18 protein-coding genes are annotated in these 20,162 nt (G+C 67.3%); 5 read left to right on the top strand and 13 right to left on the bottom strand.

Features of this window, described 5'->3' with window-relative positions:
• Positions 1 to 424: 424 nt before the first annotated feature.
• From LOS8367_RS02635 to glpD, 9 genes are all read right to left on the bottom strand, one after another.
• The gene (locus tag LOS8367_RS02635; RefSeq protein ID WP_085894920.1) at positions 425 to 1,564 is read right to left on the bottom strand and encodes an iron-containing alcohol dehydrogenase; all 1,140 of its coding nucleotides are present in this window, start codon (positions 1,562 to 1,564) and stop codon (positions 425 to 427) included.
• Positions 1,561 to 3,042, bottom strand: a complete 1,482-nt coding sequence (gene glpK / locus LOS8367_RS02640) for a glycerol kinase GlpK (RefSeq protein ID WP_085894921.1) — start codon at positions 3,040 to 3,042, stop codon at positions 1,561 to 1,563. Before glpK ends, LOS8367_RS02635 begins: the two co-directional genes overlap by 4 nt.
• A 90-nt stretch (positions 3,043 to 3,132) precedes the next feature.
• The gene (locus LOS8367_RS02645) at positions 3,133 to 4,854 is read right to left on the bottom strand and encodes an ABC transporter substrate-binding protein (protein WP_085894922.1); all 1,722 of its coding nucleotides are present in this window, start codon (positions 4,852 to 4,854) and stop codon (positions 3,133 to 3,135) included.
• 65 nt (positions 4,855 to 4,919) lie between these two features.
• The gene (locus LOS8367_RS02650; protein ID WP_085894923.1) at positions 4,920 to 5,192 is read right to left on the bottom strand and encodes a DUF2160 domain-containing protein; all 273 of its coding nucleotides are present in this window, start codon (positions 5,190 to 5,192) and stop codon (positions 4,920 to 4,922) included.
• Between the two features lie 15 nt (positions 5,193 to 5,207).
• Positions 5,208 to 6,101, bottom strand: a complete 894-nt coding sequence (locus tag LOS8367_RS02655) for a carbohydrate ABC transporter permease (RefSeq protein ID WP_085894924.1) — start codon at positions 6,099 to 6,101, stop codon at positions 5,208 to 5,210.
• Positions 6,101 to 6,973: a carbohydrate ABC transporter permease gene (locus LOS8367_RS02660; RefSeq protein WP_085894925.1), complete on the bottom strand. Its 873-nt coding sequence runs from the start codon at positions 6,971 to 6,973 to the stop codon at positions 6,101 to 6,103. The genes LOS8367_RS02655 and LOS8367_RS02660 overlap by 1 nt, the downstream gene beginning before the upstream one ends.
• Positions 6,973 to 8,067, bottom strand: coding sequence for an ABC transporter ATP-binding protein (locus LOS8367_RS02665; RefSeq protein ID WP_085894926.1), 1,095 nt, complete (start codon positions 8,065 to 8,067; stop codon positions 6,973 to 6,975). The genes LOS8367_RS02660 and LOS8367_RS02665 overlap by 1 nt, the downstream gene beginning before the upstream one ends.
• A gap of 1 nt (position 8,068) precedes the next feature.
• The gene (locus LOS8367_RS02670; protein ID WP_085894927.1) at positions 8,069 to 9,157 is read right to left on the bottom strand and encodes an ABC transporter ATP-binding protein; all 1,089 of its coding nucleotides are present in this window, start codon (positions 9,155 to 9,157) and stop codon (positions 8,069 to 8,071) included.
• A 29-nt stretch (positions 9,158 to 9,186) separates the two neighbouring features.
• Entirely contained in the window at positions 9,187 to 10,779 is a 1,593-nt protein-coding gene (gene glpD, locus LOS8367_RS02675; protein ID WP_085894928.1) for a glycerol-3-phosphate dehydrogenase, read from the bottom strand.
• A 269-nt stretch (positions 10,780 to 11,048) separates the two neighbouring features.
• Here glpD and LOS8367_RS02680 point away from each other — a divergent pair, with 269 nt between their 5' ends.
• The 5 genes from LOS8367_RS02680 (at position 11,049) to LOS8367_RS02700 (ending at position 14,795) form a co-directional block, all read left to right on the top strand.
• Complete coding sequence (locus LOS8367_RS02680) at positions 11,049 to 11,816, top strand: DeoR/GlpR family DNA-binding transcription regulator (RefSeq protein ID WP_085894929.1); 768 nt, start codon at positions 11,049 to 11,051, stop codon at positions 11,814 to 11,816.
• A 74-nt stretch (positions 11,817 to 11,890) separates the two neighbouring features.
• Positions 11,891 to 12,544 (top strand): hypothetical protein, encoded by a 654-nt coding sequence (locus LOS8367_RS02685; RefSeq protein ID WP_085894930.1) that lies wholly within the window; start codon positions 11,891 to 11,893, stop codon positions 12,542 to 12,544.
• A gap of 72 nt (positions 12,545 to 12,616) precedes the next feature.
• Positions 12,617 to 13,546 carry a LysR family transcriptional regulator gene (locus LOS8367_RS02690; RefSeq protein WP_085894931.1) on the top strand — a complete coding sequence of 310 codons (930 nt, stop codon included), beginning with the start codon at positions 12,617 to 12,619 and terminating at the stop codon, positions 13,544 to 13,546.
• Positions 13,547 to 13,653: 107 nt separating this feature from the next.
• Positions 13,654 to 14,049: an antitoxin Xre/MbcA/ParS toxin-binding domain-containing protein gene (locus LOS8367_RS02695; RefSeq protein ID WP_085894932.1), complete on the top strand. Its 396-nt coding sequence runs from the start codon at positions 13,654 to 13,656 to the stop codon at positions 14,047 to 14,049.
• 95 nt (positions 14,050 to 14,144) lie between these two features.
• On the top strand, positions 14,145 to 14,795 hold the full coding sequence (locus tag LOS8367_RS02700; RefSeq protein ID WP_085894933.1) for a trimeric intracellular cation channel family protein: 651 nt from the start codon (positions 14,145 to 14,147) through the stop codon (positions 14,793 to 14,795).
• A 61-nt stretch (positions 14,796 to 14,856) separates the two neighbouring features.
• On the opposite strand, the gene LOS8367_RS02705 is transcribed toward LOS8367_RS02700, so the two are convergent.
• The 4 genes from LOS8367_RS02705 to LOS8367_RS02720 all read right to left on the bottom strand — a co-directional run bounded on the left by LOS8367_RS02705 (position 14,857) and on the right by LOS8367_RS02720 (position 20,008).
• Positions 14,857 to 16,293: an alanine/glycine:cation symporter family protein gene (locus LOS8367_RS02705; RefSeq protein ID WP_085894934.1), complete on the bottom strand. Its 1,437-nt coding sequence runs from the start codon at positions 16,291 to 16,293 to the stop codon at positions 14,857 to 14,859.
• A 94-nt stretch (positions 16,294 to 16,387) separates the two neighbouring features.
• The gene (locus LOS8367_RS02710; protein ID WP_085894935.1) at positions 16,388 to 17,413 is read right to left on the bottom strand and encodes a sodium:calcium antiporter; all 1,026 of its coding nucleotides are present in this window, start codon (positions 17,411 to 17,413) and stop codon (positions 16,388 to 16,390) included.
• Positions 17,414 to 17,433: 20 nt separating this feature from the next.
• Positions 17,434 to 19,113: a coiled-coil domain-containing protein gene (locus LOS8367_RS02715; protein ID WP_085894936.1), complete on the bottom strand. Its 1,680-nt coding sequence runs from the start codon at positions 19,111 to 19,113 to the stop codon at positions 17,434 to 17,436.
• Between the two features lie 103 nt (positions 19,114 to 19,216).
• Positions 19,217 to 20,008 (bottom strand): sulfotransferase family protein, encoded by a 792-nt coding sequence (locus LOS8367_RS02720; protein ID WP_085894937.1) that lies wholly within the window; start codon positions 20,006 to 20,008, stop codon positions 19,217 to 19,219.
• Positions 20,009 to 20,162: the final 154 nt, after the last annotated feature.

The raw sequence follows: 20,162 nt of genomic DNA on the forward strand, positions 1-20,162 counted from the left end.
ACGTTCGAACCTCTGCACATCGTCCCATCCGGCTGGATGGGACAGTCATCCGTCTGACTGTGCTTCCAGGTTTCATCAGAAACCGAAAGTCCGTCAAACGGTGAAGCTGACACCGGTCATCGGGGCAAGCCCCTACCGGCGCGACATACAGACGTTGATCCATCGAACTGAACCAAGCCGCCCGCATATCTCTTCAGATATCTGCGATGTCAAAGAGCGAGAAGAAAACCAAACAACCGCGCCCTAACTTCCGGCGCGCCGCCCAGTCCCCTTCGGAATTTCCCACCGACGCTGCATCTCTGCGCCGCCGGTGAGGGGCTATTTAGGCCCGGGGGACGTGAGTCGCAACAGCAAAAACGCTCCTCGACCCAAAAAAGTTCACTCCCGGCCAGAAAACGGTGCCTAGAAAGTGCCTCTGCTGGTCCTAGAGGCTCTCACGCAGCACTGCCTCCAGCGCCTCCTCCGAGAGGTCGACCGGGTTGCCTCGCATTGAAGAGGAGGCGCGAGAGGCCTTGGCCAGTTGAGGAATCTCCTCCGCAGCCACGCCCATTTCGGACAGGCGTAACAGGCCCCACTCCGTGATACGGGCCTCCAGCGCGTCGAGCGGATCGGTCGTGACACCCAAGGCCGCAGCGATCCAGCCCGCGACCTCCCGATGGCGGGTGATCTCACCCCCCTGCTTCTCAACCGCTTGGACGTTGGCGCGCAGCACGCCCGGCAGCAATCGGCCGCAAAGCGCGCCGTGCGGCGCACCGGCCTGCCCTCCCAGCACGCCCGCAAAGCCATGCACCGCGCCCAAGCCCGCATTGGCGAGCGCCAGCCCGCCGAACAGGCTGGTAAGCGCGAGATCGTCGCGAGCGCCTTCGTCCTCGGCCTGCATGAGCCGTGTTAGCGCGGCAAGGCCGCGCGGGATCGCGTCGCGGCACAGCGCGTCGGTGAAGGGGGTGGCACGGCACGACAGGTAGGGCTCGATCACCTGCGTCACCGCGTCGAGCCCCGAGGCCAGCGTGACGGAGCGCGGCGTATTATCGGTCAGGCTTGGGTCGATGATCGCCAGATCGGCCAGCATCCGGTCGTCACGAAGGGACACCTTGCGACCATGCGAAGGCACGCCGATAACCGCGTTCTTGGTGACCTCGGCCCCGGTACCGGCGGTGGTCGGCAGGGCTATGAACGGCAAGGGCGCGGCATCGAGCGGCCGCCCCTCCCCCACCACTTCGAGATAGCTCATCGCGGGACGGGCGGCGGGGATCAGCGCCGCGACCGCCTTGCCCATGTCGATCACCGATCCGCCGCCCAGCGCCACCACGGCCTCGGCCCGAAGCGCGCGTCCCCGCGCCACCGCCGCGTCGAGATCGTCGATCAGGGGCTCGCCCTTCTGGCGGATCTCCTCCACCGCGGCCCCTTCGGCGCGCAGTTCGGCGGCGATCCGGTCGGCGGCCGGGTGAGAGCCGCGCAGCAGAATCACGCGCGCGCCCCAGGTGCGAACCGCCGCGCCCGCGCCTTCGGCGCGCCCCCGACCGAAGACGACGCGGCCCGCGGTCAGGATCTCGAAGCCGTTCATGCCGAGCGCGTCGCGGCGACGGCGCGGCGCCAGGCGGCATAGCCCGCTTCGCGCTTTTCCTCGTCCATCTCGGGAGCGAAGCTGCGCTCCAGCTTCCAGCCCTGCGCGAAGCTTGCCATGTCAGGATAGATGCCGGCGCGCATCCCCGCGAGCCAAGCCGCGCCCAGCGCCGTGGTTTCGGTGATCTCGGGGCGATCCACCGGTGCGCCGGTGATGTCGGCGAGGAACTGCATGGTCCAGTCGCTGGCGCTCATGCCGCCATCCACGCGCAGCGTCGCGCGCTCGGAGGCGTCCTGCCAGTCGGCGCGCATCGCCTCGAGCAGGTCGCGGGTCTGGTAGCCCACGCTTTCCAGCGCGGCGCGGGCCATCTCGCGCGGGCCGGTGTTGCGGGTGAGCCCGAATACCGCGCCGCGGCAGTCGGGATCCCAATAGGGCGCGCCGAGACCGGTGAAGGCGGGGACCATGATCACCCGCTGCTGCGGGTCCGAGGCCTCGGCCATCGCTTGGGTCTGGGAGGCCTTGTCGATCAGGCCAAGGCCGTCGCGCAGCCATTGCACCACCGCGCCCGCGATGAAGATCGAGCCTTCGAGCGCATAGGTCGGCTTGCCATCGAGCTGGTAGGCCACGGTGGTCAGCAACCGATGGGTCGAGCGCACCGGCGTCTCCCCGGTATTCAGGAGCGCGAAGCAGCCGGTGCCATAGGTGGATTTCAGCATGCCGGGGGCGAAGCAGGCCTGGCCCAGCGTCGCCGCCTGCTGGTCGCCCGCGACGCCGAGGATCGGGGTTTCGCCGCCCAAGAGATCGGTCGTGCCGAAATCGGCGGCGCAGTCGCGCACCTCGGGCAGCATTTCCATCGGAATGTCGAGCATGCCGCAGATGGTGCTGCTCCAGCATCCCTTGTGGATGTCATAGAGCATGGTGCGACAGGCATTGGTGGCGTCTGTGGCATGCACGCGCCCGCCGGTGAGGTTCCAGATCAGCCAGCTGTCGACCGTGCCGAACAGCAGCTCGCCCGCCCGCGCCCGGTCGCGCGCGCCGTCGACATGGTCGAGAATCCATTTCAGCTTGGTGCCGGAGAAATAGGGGTCGATGATCAGGCCGGTCTTGGCGGTGACGGTTTCCTCCTCGCCCCGCGCGCGCCAGTCGCGGCAGAATTGTGCGGTGCGGCGGTCCTGCCAGACGATGGCGTTGTGGATGGGGTGGCCGGTCTCGCGCTCCCAGACCAGCGTCGTCTCGCGCTGGTTGGTGATGCCGATGCCGGCGATGTCGGCGGCGGCCACGCCGGTCTTGTCCAGCACCGCGCGGCAGACGCGCAGCGTGCTCTGCCACAGATCGTCGGGGTCGTGCTCGACCCAGCCGCTGTCGGGGTAGTGCTGCGGAAATTCCTCCTGCGCCATCTCCACGATCTTCATCTGCGCGTCGAAGAGGATGGCGCGGCTCGAGGTGGTGCCCTGATCGATAGCGAGGATGTGGGTCATCGGAAGCTCTTGTCTTGAGTGGACGCGCCGCGGAGGGGAGGCTCCGCGGCGCGGGAGGCCGGGGCCCGCGGGCCCCGGTCGTTCACGGGCTTACTGCCAGGACTTGATCAGCTCTTCATAGCTGATGGTCTCGGGCTCCTCGTCCTCGTTCTCCAGCTTGGGCTTCGGCGCGCCGGGCTGGTCGAGCCAGTACTGCGGATCCTGCTCCTCGTTCATGACCGGGCCGAGATCGCCCTGGATGCCCGCGCGCTCGAGCCGCTCGAGCACCTGCTCCTGCTGCTCGCAGAGGCTGTCGAGGGCCTCCTGCGCGGTCTTGGCACCCGAGGAGGCGTCACCGATGTTCTGCCACCAGAGCTGCGCCAGCTTGGGATAGTCGGGGATATTGGTGCCGGTGGGCGACCAGCGCACCCGGTCGGGCGAGCGGTAGAACTCGATCAGGCCGCCAAGCTCGGGCGCCCGCTCGGTGAAGCTCGGGTGCTGGATGGTCGACTCGCGGATGAAGGTCAGGCCCGCATGCGACTTCTCGACGTCCACGGTCTGCGAGGTGACGAACTGGGCGTAGAGCCAGGCCGCCTTGGCGCGGTCGACCGGGGTCGATTCCATCAGCGTCCAAGAGCCCGCATCCTGGTAGCCAACCTTCATGCCCTCTTCCCAGTAGACGCCGTGCGGGCTGGGGGCCATGCGCCATTTGGGGCTGCCATCCTCGTTCAGCACAGCCGCCGCGCCATCGCCGACCATGTCGGCGGTGAAGGCGGTGTACCAGAACATCTGCTGCGCGATCTGGCCCTGCGCCGGAACCGGGCCGGATTCCGAGAAGGTCATGCCGGCAGCCGCGGGCGGGGCGTAGTTCTGCAGCCAGTCGGTGTATTTCTCGATCGCGTAGACCGCCGCCGGGCTGTTGGTCGCGCCGCCGCGCGCCACGCAGGAGCCAACCGGCTGGCTGTTCTCATTGACCCGGATACCCCATTCGTCGACCGGCAGGCCGTTGGGCTCGCCCTTGTCGCCCATGCCGGCCATCGACATCCACGCATCGGTGAAGCGCCAGCCGAGGCTCGGGTCCTTCTTGCCGTAATCCATGTGGCCGAAGACCTCGCCCGACACGCCCATGTGGCTCAGGTCGCGGCCGGTGAAGAAGGCGGCGATGTCCTCATAGGCCGACCAGTTGACCGGCACGCCGAGCGGATAGCCGTATTCGGCCTCGAAATCCGCCATGTTCTTCTCGTCGGTGAACCAGTCATGGCGGAACCAGTAAAGGTTCGCGAATTGCTGGTCGGGCAGCTGGTAGAGCTTGCCATCCGGGCCGGTGGTGAATTGCAGCCCGATGAAATCGTCGAGATTGAGGTTCGGGTTGGTGACGTCCGCGCCCTCGCCCGCCATCCAGTCGGTCAGGTTGCGCGCCTGCTGGTAGCGCCAATGGGTGCCGATGAGATCGCTGTCGTTGATGTAGGCGTCGTAGATGTTCTCGCCCGACTGCATCTGCGTCTGCAGCTTCTCGACCACGTCGCCCTCGCCGATCAGGTCATGGGTGACGTTGATGCCGGTGATCGCGGCAAAGGCCGGGGCCAGCACGTTGGCCTCGTATTCATGCGTGGTGATGGTTTCGGAGACCACGTTGATCGACATGCCCGAGAACGGCTCGGCGGCATCGACGAACCACTGCATCTCGGCTTCCTGCTCCTCGCGGGTGAGGGCGGAGCGCTCGATCTCCTCGTCGAGGAAGCTGATCGCGGCCTCCATGTCGGCCATGGCGGGCCCCGCCATGAGACCGAGCGCGAGGCCCAGCGCGGTGGTGGATTTCAAAAGCGGGTTCATATGGTTTCCTCCCATTTATCGAACCATCACGCCGTCCTCCCCGAACGGCGCTTCGTTGAAACTCGTCAGACCCAGCGGAACACCGCGGCGGCGTAAACGAGGCAGACCAGCATCGCCCAAGGCTGCGGCGCATCGACAAGCCCCAGCCAGGCGAGATTGATGAAGGCGGAGCCCAGGAGCGTGATGAAGAGCCGGTCGCCGCGCGTCGTCTCGATCCCCAGAACGCCGGTGCGCGGCGTCTCGGGATAACGGATCGCCAGCACCGTGAAGATGATCAGCAGCGCCGCGATCGAGCCGAAGAAGATCGCCGTGGGGATCGTCCATGCCATCCATGCCATGTCGTCTCTCCTCTCTCAGACGCGGCCCAGGGCAAAGCCCTTGGCGATGTAGTTGCGCACGAACCAGATCACGAGCGCGCCGGGCAGGATCGTCAGCACCCCCGCCGCCGCGAGCACGCCCCAGTCGAGGCCCGAGGCCGAGACGGTGCGGGTCATCGTCGCCGCGATCGGCTTGGCATCGACGCTCGTCAGGGTGCGCGACAGCAGCAGCTCCACCCAGGAGAACATGAAGCAGAAGAAGGCGGCGACGCCGATGCCGCTCGCGATCAGCGGCATGAAGATCTTCACGAAGAACTTCGGAAAGGAATAGCCGTCGATATAGGCGGTCTCGTCAATCTCGCGCGGCACGCCGCGCATGAAGCCTTCGAGAATCCACACCGCCAGCGGCACGTTGAACAGCGTATGCGCCAGCGCCACAGCGATGTGGGTGTCGAACAGCCCGACCGAGGAGTAGAGCTGGAAGAAGGGCAGCGCGAAGACCGCCGGCGGCGCCATGCGGTTGGTCAGCAGCCAGAAGAACAGGTGCTTGTCGCCCATGAAGCTGTAGCGCGAGAAGGCATAGGCCGCGGGCAGCGCCACCGAGATCGAGATGACGGTGTTCATCGTCACGTAGATGATCGAGTTGACGTAGCCCATGTACCATGAGGGATCGGTCAGGATCTTTTCGTAATTGGCCAACGTCAGGTTACGCGGCCAGAGCGAGAAACCCGACAGGATCTCGGCATTGGTCTTCAGGCTCATGTTCAAGAGCCAGTAGATCGGCAGCATCAGGAACAGCAGGTAGAGCGCCATCACGATCATCGAGCCGTTCGGCCGGAACCGGCGGCGGCTGCGGGCGCGCGGCTCGGCGGCGCTGACGTCGCCGGGGATCGAGGCCGCACCGGGGGCGGAGGTCGTCGCATCGGACATCAGACACCATCCCTTTTGTCGAGGTTGGTCATGACGGTGTAGAACACCCAGGAGATCAGCAGGATGACGAGGAAGTACATCAGGCTGAAGGCCGCCGCCGGGCCGAGGTCGAACTGACCCAGCGCCATCTTCACGAGATCGATGGACAGGAAGGTGGTGGCATTGCCCGGCCCGCCGCCGGTAACGACAAAGGGCTCGGTATAGATCATGAAACTGTCCATGAACCGCAGCAGGATCGCGATCATCAACACGCCGGCCATCTTCGGCAGCTCGATGAAGCGGAACACCTTCCAGCGCGAGGCCTGATCGATCTTGGCGGCTTGGTAATAGGCGTCGGGGATCGATTGCAGGCCGGCATAGGCCAGGAGCGCCACCAGCGAGGTCCAGTGCCAGACATCCATGATGATGACCGTGGCCCAGGCGTCGATCACGTTCTGGGTGTAGTTGTAGTTTACCCCCAGCTTGGCCAGCACGTAGCCCAAGAGCCCGATATCGACCCGGCCGAAGATCTGCCAGATCGTGCCGACCACGTTCCACGGGATCAGCAGCGGCAGCGACATCAGCACGAGGCAGAACGAGGCCCAGAAGCCTTTTTTCGGCATGTTGAGCGCGACGAAGATGCCCAGCGGCACCTCGATCGCGAGGATGATGCTCGAGAAGACCAACTGGCGGCCCAGCGCGTTCCACATCCGCTCGCTCTCGAGCATGTCGCGGAACCAGTCGAGCCCGGCCCAGAAGAAGACGTTGTTGCCGAAGGTGTCCTGCACGGAATAGTTCACCACGGTCATCAGCGGGATCACCGCCGAGAAGCCGACGAGGATCAGCACCGGCAGAACGAGGAACCAGGCTTTCTGGTTGACGGTCTTGTTCATCACGCGGCCCTCCCCTGCAGGCTCTGCGGCGCGACGCGCCAGTCATCGGCATAGACGTTGATCGCCTCCGCATCGAAGCTCACCCGGTCGGCACCCGCCGGCACGGGCGTACCTTCGTCAAGGATCGCGTTGGCCGCGGTGCCGCCGACATCGAGCCGAACGATCTTGTGACGGCCTACATCTTCGACGCGGGTAATTCGCGCGGGCAGCCCTTCGCCGCCCGCATGCAGCCGGACGAATTCGGGTCGGACGCCGATCTGCACCTGACCCGCGACGGGGGCGTAGCTGTCGCCCAGCGGCACCGCCACGCCCTGCACGGTGGCAGTTGCGCCCGACACCTGAGCGTCGAACAGGTTCATGCCGGGCGAACCGATGAAGAAGCCCACGAAGGTATGCGCGGGCCGCTCGAACAACTCCTGCGGCGTGCCGATCTGCACCACGCGCCCATCATACATCACCACCACCTTGTCGGCGAAGGTCAGCGCCTCGGTCTGGTCGTGGGTGACGTAGATCATCGTGTGGCCGAAATCGTGGTGCAGCTGCTTGAGCTGGGTCCTGAGTTCCCACTTCATATGCGGGTCGATCACGGTGAGCGGCTCGTCGAAGAGAAGCGCGTTCACGTCCTCGCGTACCATGCCGCGACCAAGGCTGATCTTCTGCTTGGCGTCGGCTGTGAGCCCGCGCGCCTTGCGCCTGAGCTGATCCTCCATGCCGATCATCGCCGCGATGGCGTTCACTCGCTCGGCGATGTATTTCGGATCAGCGCCGCGGTTCTTGAGCGGAAAGGCGAGGTTCTCGCCCACCGTCATGGTGTCGTAGACCACCGGAAACTGGAATACCTGCGCGATGTTGCGCTCGGCCGTCGGCGCGTCGGTCACGTCGCGCCCGTCGAACAGGATTCGACCCCGGCTCGGCCGCAGCAGCCCCGAGATGATGTTGAGCAGCGTGGACTTGCCGCAACCCGACGAGCCCAAGAGCGCGTAGGCCTCGCCATCGGCCCAGTCGTGGTTCAGCTCCTTGAGCGCCCAGTCATCGTCGGATTTCGGCTGCTTGAGGTAGGAATGCGCGAGGTTGTCGAGCGTGATCTTGGCCATGTCAGGCGGCCTCCACGTAGGATGCAGGGGCGACGAGCGGTCCGTCCTCGGCAAAGACGTAGACATGCGCCGGGTCGAGATAGGCGGTGAGCGCCTGCCCGGGGCGCAGGTTGCGCACGCCATGGATCAGCCCGACCCAGCGGGTGCCGTGATGGTCGAGATGCACGAAAGTTTCGGAGCCGGTGATCTCGGTCACCGCGAGCCGGGTTTCGAAAGTGATGTCGCCCTCGTGCCGGCGCTCCAGCTCCATGTGGTTGGGGCGGAAGCCCCCCTGATAGCGACCATCGCGCAAACCGCCCAGCGCGCCCGCCGCCGGCACTTCGCGGCCGCCGTCGAGATGCAGGACCGCCCCGCGCTTCTCGAAGGGCAGGAAGTTCATCGGCGGGTCGGAGAAGACCCGCGCCGTGGTCGCGTCCACCGGGTGGCGGTAGACCTGCGGCGTCTCGTCGAACTGGGTCACCCGCCCCTCCCAGAGCGTGGCGACATGGCCGCCCAGCAGCAGCGCCTCCTCCGGCTCGGTGGTGGCGTAGACGAAGATCGAGCCCGCCTCCTCGAAGATCTTGGGGATTTCGGCGCGCAGTTCCTCGCGCAGCTTGTAGTCGAGGTTGGCCAGCGGCTCGTCCAGCAGCACCAGACCCGCATCCTTGACCAATGCGCGGGCCAGCGCGCAACGCTGCTGCTGGCCGCCCGACAGCTCGAGCGGCTTGCGGTCGAGAAGCGGGGTCAGCTTCATCATTTCGGCCGATTTTCGAACGGCGGCGTCGATCTCGTCCTTCGACTTGCCCGAGATCCGCATCGGCGAGGCGATGTTCTCGTAGACCGTCATCGACGGGTAGTTGATGAACTGCTGGTAGACCATCGCCACCTTGCGGTCCTGCACGCGCACGCCGGTCACGTCCTCGCCGTTCCACAGGATGCGGCCGGTCGTGGGCGCGTCGAGCCCCGCCATCAGCCGCATCAATGTGGTCTTGCCCGACAGGGTCGGGCCCAGCAGCACGTTCATCGTGCCGTTTTGCAACGTGAGGTCGGTGCGGTGGATATGGGTCTGCCCCTCCACCCGCTTCGACACGCTCTCCAGCGTCAGCGTCATGATCGTCCTCCCCGGTCGCGCGGCCCGTCTCAGCCGTGCCGCGCGGCCCTCTCTCCCTGCATCCAGTCTTCGAGGGCGGCGGCCTGATCTCCCGTCAGGCGCAGCCCCAGCTTCGATCTTCTCCACAGCACGTCATCCGCGCTGCGAGCGTATTCCTTTTCGACGAGCCACGCGACCTCGGCCTCGGTCAGCGTCGCGCCGAAATCGCGGCCCAGATCCTGCGCGCTCTTGGCCTTGCCGAGGATCGACCGCGCCTCGGTGCCATAGGCGCGCACCAGCCGCCGCGCCCAGCGCCGGTCGAGGAACGGGTAATCCGCCTCGAGCCCCTCGATCAGCGCCTCGACGCCGTCGACCGGGAAATCCCCGCCCGGCAGCGCGACGCCGGCGGTCCAACGGCCCTTCGTCGTCTCGAAATAGGGCGCGATCTTCTCCATCGCGCTCTCGGCGAGGCGACGATAGGTGGTGATCTTGCCGCCAAAAACGTTGAGCACCGGCGCGCCGCCTTCGGCATCGACCTTGAGCGTGTAGTCCCGCGTCGCCGCCGTGGCGCTCGACGCGCCGTCGTCATAGAGCGGACGCACCCCCGAATAGGTCCAGACGATGTCGTCGCGCGTCACCTCGCGCTCGAAATAGCGGCTCGCGAAGCGGCACAGATATTCCTGCTCCTCGGGCGTGCAGACCGCCGGCTCGGAGGGATCGGGGTGGTCGGCATCGGTGGTGCCGATCAGCGTGAAATCGGTCTCATAGGGGATCGCGAAGATGATCCGCCCGTCGGTGCCCTGGAAGAAGTAGCACTTGTCGTGGTCGTAGAGCCGCTCGGTGACGATGTGGCTGCCGCGCACGAGGCGCACGCCCTCGCGGGTTTCCACGTCGATCGCACCCTTAAGCAGCTTGCCGACCCAGGGACCGCCCGCATTGACCAGCATCCGGGCCAAGTGCGTGCGCCGCGCGCTAGTCTCCCGGTCCTCGACCTCGACGGCCCAGAGATCGCCCTCGCGCGTCGCATGCAGCACCTTGGTCCGGGTCATGATCCGCGCGCCGCGCGCCTCGGCGTCGCGGGCGTTCAGAACGACGAGGCGCGAATCCTCGATCCAGCAGTCGGAGTATTCGTAGGCGGTCTCGAATTTGGGATCGAGCGGGCCGCCGGCCGGGTCGCGCCTGAGGTCGAGCGTGCGGGTGCCGGGCAGGATCTTTCGTCCGCCCAGATGATCGTACATGAACAAACCGAGCCGGATTAGCCAGGCCGGGCGCCGCCCCTTCATCCAAGGCATCACCGTGCCCAGAAGCTTCGAGGTCGGGGTATCGCTCTCGAACCGCATCGACGGATGATAGGGCAACACGAAGCGCATCGGCCAAGAGATGTGCGGCATGGCGCGCAGCAGCGTCTCGCGCTCGATCAGCGCCTCCCGCACCAGCCGGAACTCGAAATATTCGAGGTAACGCAACCCGCCATGAAACAGCTTGGTCGAGGAGGAGGAGGTCGCCTGCGCAAGATCGTCCATCTCGGCCAGAACCACCGACAACCCGCGCCCGGCAGCGTCGCGGGCAATGCCGCAGCCATTGATGCCGCCACCGATCACGAAGAGATCGCTGACATCTTCGGATGTCTGGACTGCCGACAAGTGGATGCCCCCCGCCCCAAGTTCGGTTCGCCGTAATCCTGACTCCGAGATGCGCGCCAAGCAAGAGGAATTTTTCGTTTAGGTTCGCTTTCCTCGATCCGCGCCTGTCCCGCTCACGGATGTAGAAGCCGGAATTTGCAAAGCTTCTCGCACGTTTTGCGCGAAAGACGGGCGTCGGGTCTCTGTGCACTGCGGGGAGCAATCCCGCGTTTGCGTTGCATTCTGCCGGATTCCGCGCATTATGGAACATCCATAACGGGATCCGCGCGATGTCACAGAGCTTTCGGCAGCCAGAAATCCTCGAGATCGCCCGCCGCGAAGGGCGGGTCACGGTCGAGGGGCTGGCCGAACATTTCGGGGTGACCCTGCAGACGATCCGCCGCGACCTGACCGATCTGGCCGAGGCCGGCCGGCTCGACCGGGTGCATGGCGGTGCGGTACTGCCATCGGGCACCGTTAATATCGGTTACGAACATCGTCGCGGCCTCAATCCCGGCCCCAAATCCGCGATCGCCGCCGCCTGCGCCGCCGATATTTCGGACGACGCCTCGATCTTTCTCAACATCGGCACCTCGACCGAGGCGGTGGCGCGGGCGCTGCTGCGCCATCGCGGGCTGATGGTGGTCACCAACAACATGAACGTCGCAACCATCCTCGCCGAGAACGCCGAGGCGCAGGTGATCGTTACCGGCGGCGCGCTCAGACGCTCGGATGGCGGGCTCGTGGGCTCGCTCACCACCCAGACGATCCAGCAGTTCAAGTTCGACCTCGCGGTGATCGGCTGTTCGGCGCTCGACGAGACCGGCGACCTGCTCGATTTCGACATCGAGGAGGTCGGGGTGAACCAGAGCCTGCTGCGCCGCTCGCGCCGTACCGTCCTGGTGGCCGACCGCTCCAAGTTCTCGCGCTCCGCGCCCGCACGCATCGCCTCGCTGCGCGAGATCGACGTGTTCTATACCGACGCGCCGCCGCCCGCCGAGCTGGCGCAGCGCTGCGCCGAATGGGGCACCCGCATCGTCGTCGCACGACCGGACTAGCCCTGCACTGGTGATTCACCCCTTCGAGGCATAAAGGGGGATGCGCCTTTCCTGCCCGCGCGCCCGGAGTGCCGATGCGTACCACCCTGCCCCGACTGGTCCTGCGCCTCGCGCTGGTCGCGATCCTGATCGCGGTCAATCTCTGGCTGGCCTTCTGGCTGCGCGACTTCGCCGCCGAGATGGCCGCGCAGGGTCGGATGGAACTGCTCGGCCTCACGGTCGCGGGTCTGCTCCTGCTCTACGCGGTAGTACTGGCGATTCCCTTCGTGCCGGGGGCCGAGATCGGGCTGGCGCTGCTGATGGCGCATGGCGCCGCCGCCGCACCCATCGTCTGGGGCGCGACAGCGGTGGGGCTGATGCTGGCCTTCGGGGCCGGTCGGGCGCTCGCCGCGCAGCGGGTCTGTCTGGCGCTGGACCGGCTGGGCTTCGACCGGGCTGCCGCGGCTTTGGCGCAGCTGCGCGAAACCGACCCAGAGGCACGGATGCGCAAGCTTGAGGACAGCGTGCCGCGCTGGGCCCGGCGCTGGGTGCTGCGGCGGCGTTATCTCGTTCTGGCACTCTTGGTGAACCTGCCGGGCAATTCGCTGATCGGCGGCGGCGGTGGCATCCTGCTGGCCGCCGGGCTGAGCCGGTTGTTCCAACCGGTTGCCGTGGCGCTGACCATGCTGCTAGCCACCGCGCCGTTGCCGCTCGCGGTGATGCTGATCGGCCCCGGCATACTGGGCTAGGTCCGGCTGCCACTGGCCGAACCCCGCGAGGCGGCGTAACCAAGCCCCAGTTGACAGCGATGGGAGCGCGACTTGGCCTATCTCGACAACATCCGCACCTTCGTCAGGGTCTACGAGCTGGGCTCGATGTCGGCGGCGGGGCGCGATCTGCGGGTATCGGCCGCCGTGGCATCGGCCCGGATCGGCCAGCTCGAGACGCATCTGGGCGTGCGGCTGTTCCAGCGCACCACACGCAGCCTCGCCCCCACCGAACAGGGCCGCAGCTTCTACGAAGGCGCGCGCGCGGTGCTGGAAAAGGTCGAAGAGGCGGAAGCGCTGGTCTCGCGGATCACCGAAAACCCGCGCGGCACGATCCACGTCGCGGCCCCTCTGGGCGTCGGGCGGCGCCTGATCGCGCCGGAGCTTCCGGGCTTCGCCGCCACCTATCCGCAGGTCGATCTGCGGTTGCGGCTGTCGGACCGGATGATCGATCTCGCCGCCGAGGCGATCGATCTGCGGTTTTTCCTCGGTCGCCCCGCCGACAGCGATCTGACGATCCGCCAGATCGCCAGCTGCGCAAGGCTGCTCTGCGCCGCGCCCGACTACATCGCCCGGCGCGGCAGCCCGCGCGACGGCGCGGCCTTGGTAAGCGGCGCGCATGACTGCCTCAACCTGCGCTTTCCCGGTGCCACCGAGTTCCGCTGGACCCTGATGACCCCTGAAGGTCCGCGCGCCTACCCGGTGAGCGGGCGGCTCGAATGCGATGATGGCGACGTGCTCACGGATTGGGCCCTGGCGGGGGCCGGAATCGCGCTCAAACCGGTCTTCGAGATCGCCGATCATCTGGCGGCGGGCCGGCTGGTGCCGGTTTGCATCGAAACGCCGCCCCTGCCGGTGCAGATGGCCTGCCTATTCACCCATCGTCGGCTGCAGGACCCAAAGATGCGGCTCTTCATGGACCATATGGCCGAGCGGATCGGGGGTGCGGTTGCGGCCGCCGAGGCTGTCGCCGGGGCCTGCTAGGCCCAAAATCGGCAAATTTTCGCCCATCACACGGAGATGCTGGAACCGTTTCTGCCCGCTCTACGCGACTCGGGTATAGCGGGGGGCAGAGACAGAGGAGAGCGCCCTTGTTCGCAGCCGTCCGGTCCATCGAGGCCCCCGAACGTCCTGTCAGCCCTGCGGAAACCGGTCCGCTCGTCCGCACTGCCGTGCTGCTCGCCCGGGTCTGGGAGCTGCGCGATGCGCAGATGGTGGCCATCCTCGGTGGGATGCAACCCGAGAGTTGGCGCCGCTGGTGCGCTGGTCAGGTCGAGATCGTCGACCGCGAGCGGCTGCGCCGCATGGCGCTTCTCCGCGACATCCACGTCGCCACCCGCGGCGCGAGCGCGACGCTCGGCGCTGCCGACTGGATCCGTGCCCGCCAGCCCGCCCTTGGCGGCCGCAGTCCGCTGCAGATGATGGGGTCGGGCCGGATCGAGGATCTGATCCGGCTGCGCGACGCCTTCGCTTCCATCGCCGCCTGATCGCGTATCCCGGGCGCGGGATGCGTCCGCGTTGACACGGGCCCGCCAGCGGCTAGGAGAGCGCTCCCGCCCCTCCTGACGCCCGGAGCCCCGCCATGGACCTGCCCCTCGCCCCGCTGCTCGCGGCGCTCGATCTCGTTTCAGCCGTCTCCTTCGCAGCGACCGGCGCGCTGGTCGCCTCGCGCAAGGAGCTCGACATCCTCGGCTTCGTCTGGTTCGCGGTGATCACCGGCGTCGGCGGTGGCACAACGCGCGACCTGATCCTCGGAGAGCCGGTGTTCTGGGTCGAGGATCCGACCCCGGTGATCGCCTGCATCCTCACCGCCATCGTCACGCATTTCGCAGCGCACATGATGGAATACCGCTACCGATACATCCTGTGGCTCGATGCCTTCGGCATGGCGCTGGTGAGCGTGGTGGGCACGCTTAAGGCGCTCGATGCAGGAGCGGGCGTCACGGTGGCGATCGCGATGGGCGTGATCACCGCCAATGTCGGCGGCATCATCCGCGACACGCTGGGCCATGAGCCCTCGGTGATCCTGCGCCGCGAGATCTATGTCGCGGCCTCGATGCTGGGGGCCGCGGCCTGCGCCGCGCTCGTGCTTTCAGGCGCGGGGCGCGAGGCGGCGGCGCTGGCGGGCTTTGGCCTCGCCTTCACGCTCCGGATCGTGGCGCTGTGGCGCGGCTGGTCGCTGCCGGCCTACCGCTCTCGCCCCGGCCGCAAGAACCCGCCCACCGGCTTCTGAAGCATCCCACGAAAAAGGGGGGCGTCGCCGCCCCCCTTTCGATCTCGTCGCCTGATCGCGCTCAGCCGAGCGGCCGGGTCCGGGCCGGCACGGCCCATGCGGCGCGGTCGATGTCGAGATCGGCGTAATCCTCGATCTCCAGCACCGGCTCCACCGCGCCCGCGCGCAACTGCCTGCGGTAGTCGTTGAGAAGCCGCAGCCCGACCGGGAACAGCATGGTCAGTGCCAGCAGGTTGACCAGCGCCAGAAGCCCCATCAGCGGGTCCGAGAAGAAGAACACCGCCGTGGCGCCGGGTGCCGCCGCCCCGAGAAACACCACCATCGGCACCGCGAGCCGCAGAAGCACCCGGGCGATGCCGTTGTCCCACAGCACGCTCAGCGCGGTCTCGCCGAGATAGTAGTTGTAGATGATCGAGCTGAAGGCGAAGAGCAGCACTGCGCCGGTCAGGAAGTACTGCGCCCAGCTGCCCAGATGGTCGACCAGGCTCTGCTGGGTCAGCGCGACGCCGTCCACATCCGTGGCGCCGGGCACGTAGACATCGCCCAGAAGGATCACCATCGCGGTACAGGTGCAGATGATCATCGTGTCGATGAACACCGAGAGAGACTGCACGATGCCCTGGCTGACTGGGTGCGGCACCGCCGCCGCCGCCGCCACGTTCGGCGCCGAACCGAGGCCCGCCTCGTTCGAGAACAGGCCACGCCGCATGCCTTGCGCCACCGCCGCGCCGACACCGCCACCGACGGCTTCCTCGAGGCCCACCGCGTTGGCCACGATGGTCCAGAGCGCCGCCGGCACCTCGGTGATGTTGAGCACGATCACTGCCAGCGCCAGAACGATGTAGCCGATCGCCATGATCGGGATGATCACGTCCGAGACGCGGGCGATCCGCTTGATGCCGCCGAACACGATGACGAGCGTCACCAGCGCGAGGCCCGCGCCGACGAGGATCGGGTCGAGCCCGAGGCTGTCCTGCGCGGCCACCGCCACGGTGTTGCCTTGGAACGCCGAGAAGCCGAGCCCGAAAGAGGCCAGCAGGCATATCGCGTAGAGGATGGCGAGCCAGTTGAAATGCGCCCCGAGCCCGTGGATGATGTATTGCGCGGGCCCGCCACGGAAGGTGCCATCGGGCTCAGCGCGCTTGTAGAGCTGCGCCAGCGCGCATTCGAACAGCGAGGTGGCCATGCCGATCAGCGCCACCACCCACATCCAGAACACCGCGCCGGGTCCGCCCAGCGTGATAGCCACCGCGACACCGGCGATGTTGCCGCCGCCGACACGACCGCCCACCGATACCAAAAGCGCCTCGCGCGAGGACACGCCGCCTTGGCGGTCGCCGCCATCGGAGAGCACGCCCCACATGCGCCCGAAGAAGCGCAGCTGTACGAAGCCCGAGATCAGGGTGAAGGTGCCGCCGAGTATCACGAGGAACGGGATCAGCGCCCAGCCCCACGTGGCGTCCCCGATCCAGCCGAATAGCGTCTGCAATTGTGTCATGCGGTCCTGTCTCCCCTGTCGCGCGCAACTTCAACGGTGCGGCTCTGTGGCGCGTTTGCGCAAGGGGCGCAACGCATTGTTCCGATACAAGCGATCATAGAAGCACCAGTGCCACGGAGCCCGCATAGAGACCCAGCACCAGAACGCTTTCGAAGCCGATCCGCACCGGGCCGGTCTTCTCGCGTCGCAGCATCCCCAGAAGCAGCACCCCGGTCATCAGCATGGCGATGAGCGCGGTGGTCCGGTCGGCCGGGGTGAGGGCGCCGTAGATCGAGCCTTCGTCGAAGAAATCGGCGGCCGAGAGGAACATCACCTCGAAGGCATTGCCGCCGATCACGTCGCCCACCGCAAGGCTGACCGCGCCGATCCGCACCGCGGCGATGGCGGTAACCAGTTCGGGCAGGGAATTGGCGACGCCCGCAAAGACCGTGCCCACCGCGCTTTCACCCATGCCGGTCAGCTCGACGAGGGCGAGGCTCGCCTCGCCGATCACCCAGCCCGCCACAGCCGTCACCCCTGCATAGAGCGCGAAGCGCAGCCAGAGCCCGCTATCCGACCTGCTGCCCTCGCGGTCGGGCTCGGAAACCTCTTCGCGAGTTTCGTCGGTCTGGACCGGATGCCACATCGGATCGTCATGGATCCGCGACAGCAGCCGCAGGCCGAAGGCATAGCCGACCGGGATCAGCAGCGAGGCGGGGTGCACGCCCCAGATCGCGATCTGCGGCTCGGCCGAGGCGATGAGCGGGATCGAGAGCAGCACCACCAGCAGCACGCCCTGCGCGAGGCCGGTGACCGAGGCGGCGGCATGTTCGAGATTGGCGCGGCGATAAAACAGGTCGGCCACGGCGATGAAGGCAGTCTGCGCGGTCAGCCCGCCCAGCGCGTTGCCCACGGCAAGGCCGGAGGCCCCCTGCGCGGCGGTGGAAATGGAGGTGATGGCGCCGGGCAGCGAGGTCGCCGCTCCGACGAAGAGCGCGCCGGCAACAACCTCGCCCATGCCGGTTCGGTCGGCCAACGCATCGGCGACATGGGCGAGCCGTACGCCCGCCAGCATGATCGCCGCCGCCGCCATCGCGAAGATGCCGGCGACGGCCAAGAGGGAGAGTCCCGACAGGTCCATTCAGCGAACCGGACGGCCGGTCATTCCGCGATCGTGAACTCCCGCCCTTCGAACAGGGCACAAGAGCCGTCGCTGTCACCGATGGCGAAACCGCTTTCGCTCGGGGCGAGCTCGCAGCGCATGGGGAAGATCGCGGAGCCGGTGTCGCCTTGCACCTGATCGAGCGTCAGCACGCCGTTCTCGACGACATAGCGCCCGTTGACGCGGCCCATCTGGTCGCTGCCCGCCATGGTGAAGCGCCCGTCCTCCGAGAATTTCACCGCGATCGGGCCAAGCGTGTAGAGACCCGGCGACAGGTTCGCGACTTCCGAAGATGCAGCGGTGGGCGCGTCGCTATCGGCAGGCGCGGCGGCGGGACCCGCGGGCGGGGTGCCGGGTTCACCGCCGATGACGGTGTCGGTCGAGGCGGTTTCGGCCTCGGCGACCTCCGCGAGATCGGCCTCGGTCGACGCTTCCTGCTCCGGCAGATCGGTGACCCGCGGACGCGCCACGGCCTCGCCTGCTTCGGGGGCCGCGGCTGCTTCGTCAGTGGGCACCACCTCGGTTTCGCTTTCCGCCGCATCGGTCGTGTCACCTGCCAAGGCGGCATCGCCTGCCGGGGCATCCACGCCAGCAGCGGGCACGATCGGCTCGGCCGTCTCGGTTTCGCCCCCTTCGGCCACTGCTGCGGCTTCCTCAGGCAGATCGGTCACTTGCGGACGCTCGGCGGCAGGCGCGGCATCGGCGGCCTCGTCCGTTTCCGTAGCTTCAGGCTCCACTGGCGCTTCCGAAGCTTCGGTCTCTGCGGGCAGATCGGTCACTTGCGGACGATCGGCAATCGCCACCCCCGGCGCCGCCACGCCAGCGATGCGACGCTCGACCCGGGCCAGTTCCTCGGCCCGCTGCGCGAGGTTCTGCGCCAGCTGCGCCACCTCTTCCTGCAACAGCTGTCTCTGCTCCCGGGCCGCCGCGACTTCCTGGGCGAGCGAGTCCTGCTCCTCGCTCAGCGCGCTGACTTCGGTTTCAAGATTGTCGCGGCGCTCGGTCAGCTCGGCAACGCGGGCCTCCGCTTGAGCCAGTTCGGCCTTGATGGTGTCGCTCTCTTCGCGAACCGAGCTCAGCTCGGTCTCGGCCTGCGAAACCTGCTCGGTCAGTTCTGCCGCCTCGCTGCTCAGCGTGGCGATCAACTGGCGCAGCTCGGCCTCCTCGCCGCGTGCCTGCTCAAGGCGCTGTGTGACCTCGTTCAGCTCGGCGGTCGCGGCCTCGGCACGCGACTGGGCCTCGGCGCGACGCGTCTCGAAGCTATCGAGTTCGCTGCGCAGTGGCGCGAGTTCCTCTTCAAGCGTGCGGGTCTTTTCCTGCGCCGCCTCGAGATCGGCTTCCGCCGTCTCGATCTGGCCCGACAGCTCCTGCAGCCGCGCCTCGGCCGGAGCGATCTCGGCCTCGATGGTGGCGCGGCGGTTCTCGAGCTCCTGCTCCTCGACCCGGAGCCCTTCGAGTTCGGCGCGCAGCGCCTCGATGCTGCCCATGGTCTCGGTCTGGATCGCCACCTGATCCTCGACCTCGACGATCCGCGCCTGCGCCGCTTCGAGATCGCCGCCGATCGAGGCGCGGGCGATGAGCAGCCATAACACCAGGATCCAGCCGATCACCGCGGCGGCCACCGCGATCCAGAATCGGGACGAGCTTGGCCGCTTCGCGGGTTCAGCTGTATCGGTCATGTCGTGCAATCTCCCCTCGTGACGCCTTGCGCGCGCCGCATTCTTCTCGCCAAGGAGCAACAGGGGCAAGCGCGAAGGGGTTCCGGGCAAAGGTGAAAAATCCTCAGCGCCTCGGAGGCCAGACCGTCTCGACCGCCTCGCGCACTGTCCTGAGCGGGTGCGCGACTGCCGCAGTGGGCAGCGGCACCACTGCGCCGTCCGGCCCGTATCCCAGCGCGTCCATCACCGCCGCCGCCCCTTTCGGCAACGGCATGGACGCGCGCAGATCGTAATCGCGATTGCCGTCGCGCACCGGCTCCGGCGCCGCGCCGTCGCAAGGTCTGTCGCAGAACGCGGCCAAGGCCCGGCGCGCGGCGTCGGGGGCGGCCACGAGATCCTCGTAGCGCAGGATCAGCCGCGCATGGAGCCGCCGGGCATCTCCCAGTGCGATCCGGTAGGCTTGGGCCCAATGCGCGACCAGATCGGCCTCGCTGCGATCGCTCCACTTCGCCGTGGCCCGCGCCACCGCGAGGGGATGGCGCGCCACGATGACGAATTGCGACAGCGGGAACAGCTGCTGGTAGAGCCGCATCCGCAGCAGGTTCACCGGAGACTTCTCGACGCGCCAAGCCGTGTCGGGGAACCACGGCGCCCAATCCGCCTCGATCCGCTCGCGTACCTCTAGCCGGTCGAAACGACAGCCCTCGACGAGATGCTGATCCGGGTCGAAGGCGAAGGCCCCCGGCTCTCCCGCCAGCGCGTCATGCGGGATCGCGCCTTGCAGGTAGACCCCCTCGTTTTCGGGAACAGGCACGTTCGAAAGCGTACCCAGCCCGGCGATCGAGCCGGCAAGTCGCGCCGCCAGCGAGGTACCGGAGCGGTGCAACCCACCGATAAAAAGGTAACGATGCTTCATGTTTCTTGGTCCCCGCGCCTGCCTGCAGCCCGCAAGCTAGCGCGGCATGGCATTTGATCAGCCTCGGCTTGAACCGGAACGGGGAGGGAACCCGGCGGTCGCCAATCGCATTGGGGCGCCAACAGACGAGACACACCGAAAGTCCCCCCAATGT

It is taken from the genome of Limimaricola soesokkakensis, assembly GCF_900172345.1.
Taxonomy (GTDB): domain Bacteria; phylum Pseudomonadota; class Alphaproteobacteria; order Rhodobacterales; family Rhodobacteraceae; genus Limimaricola; species Limimaricola soesokkakensis.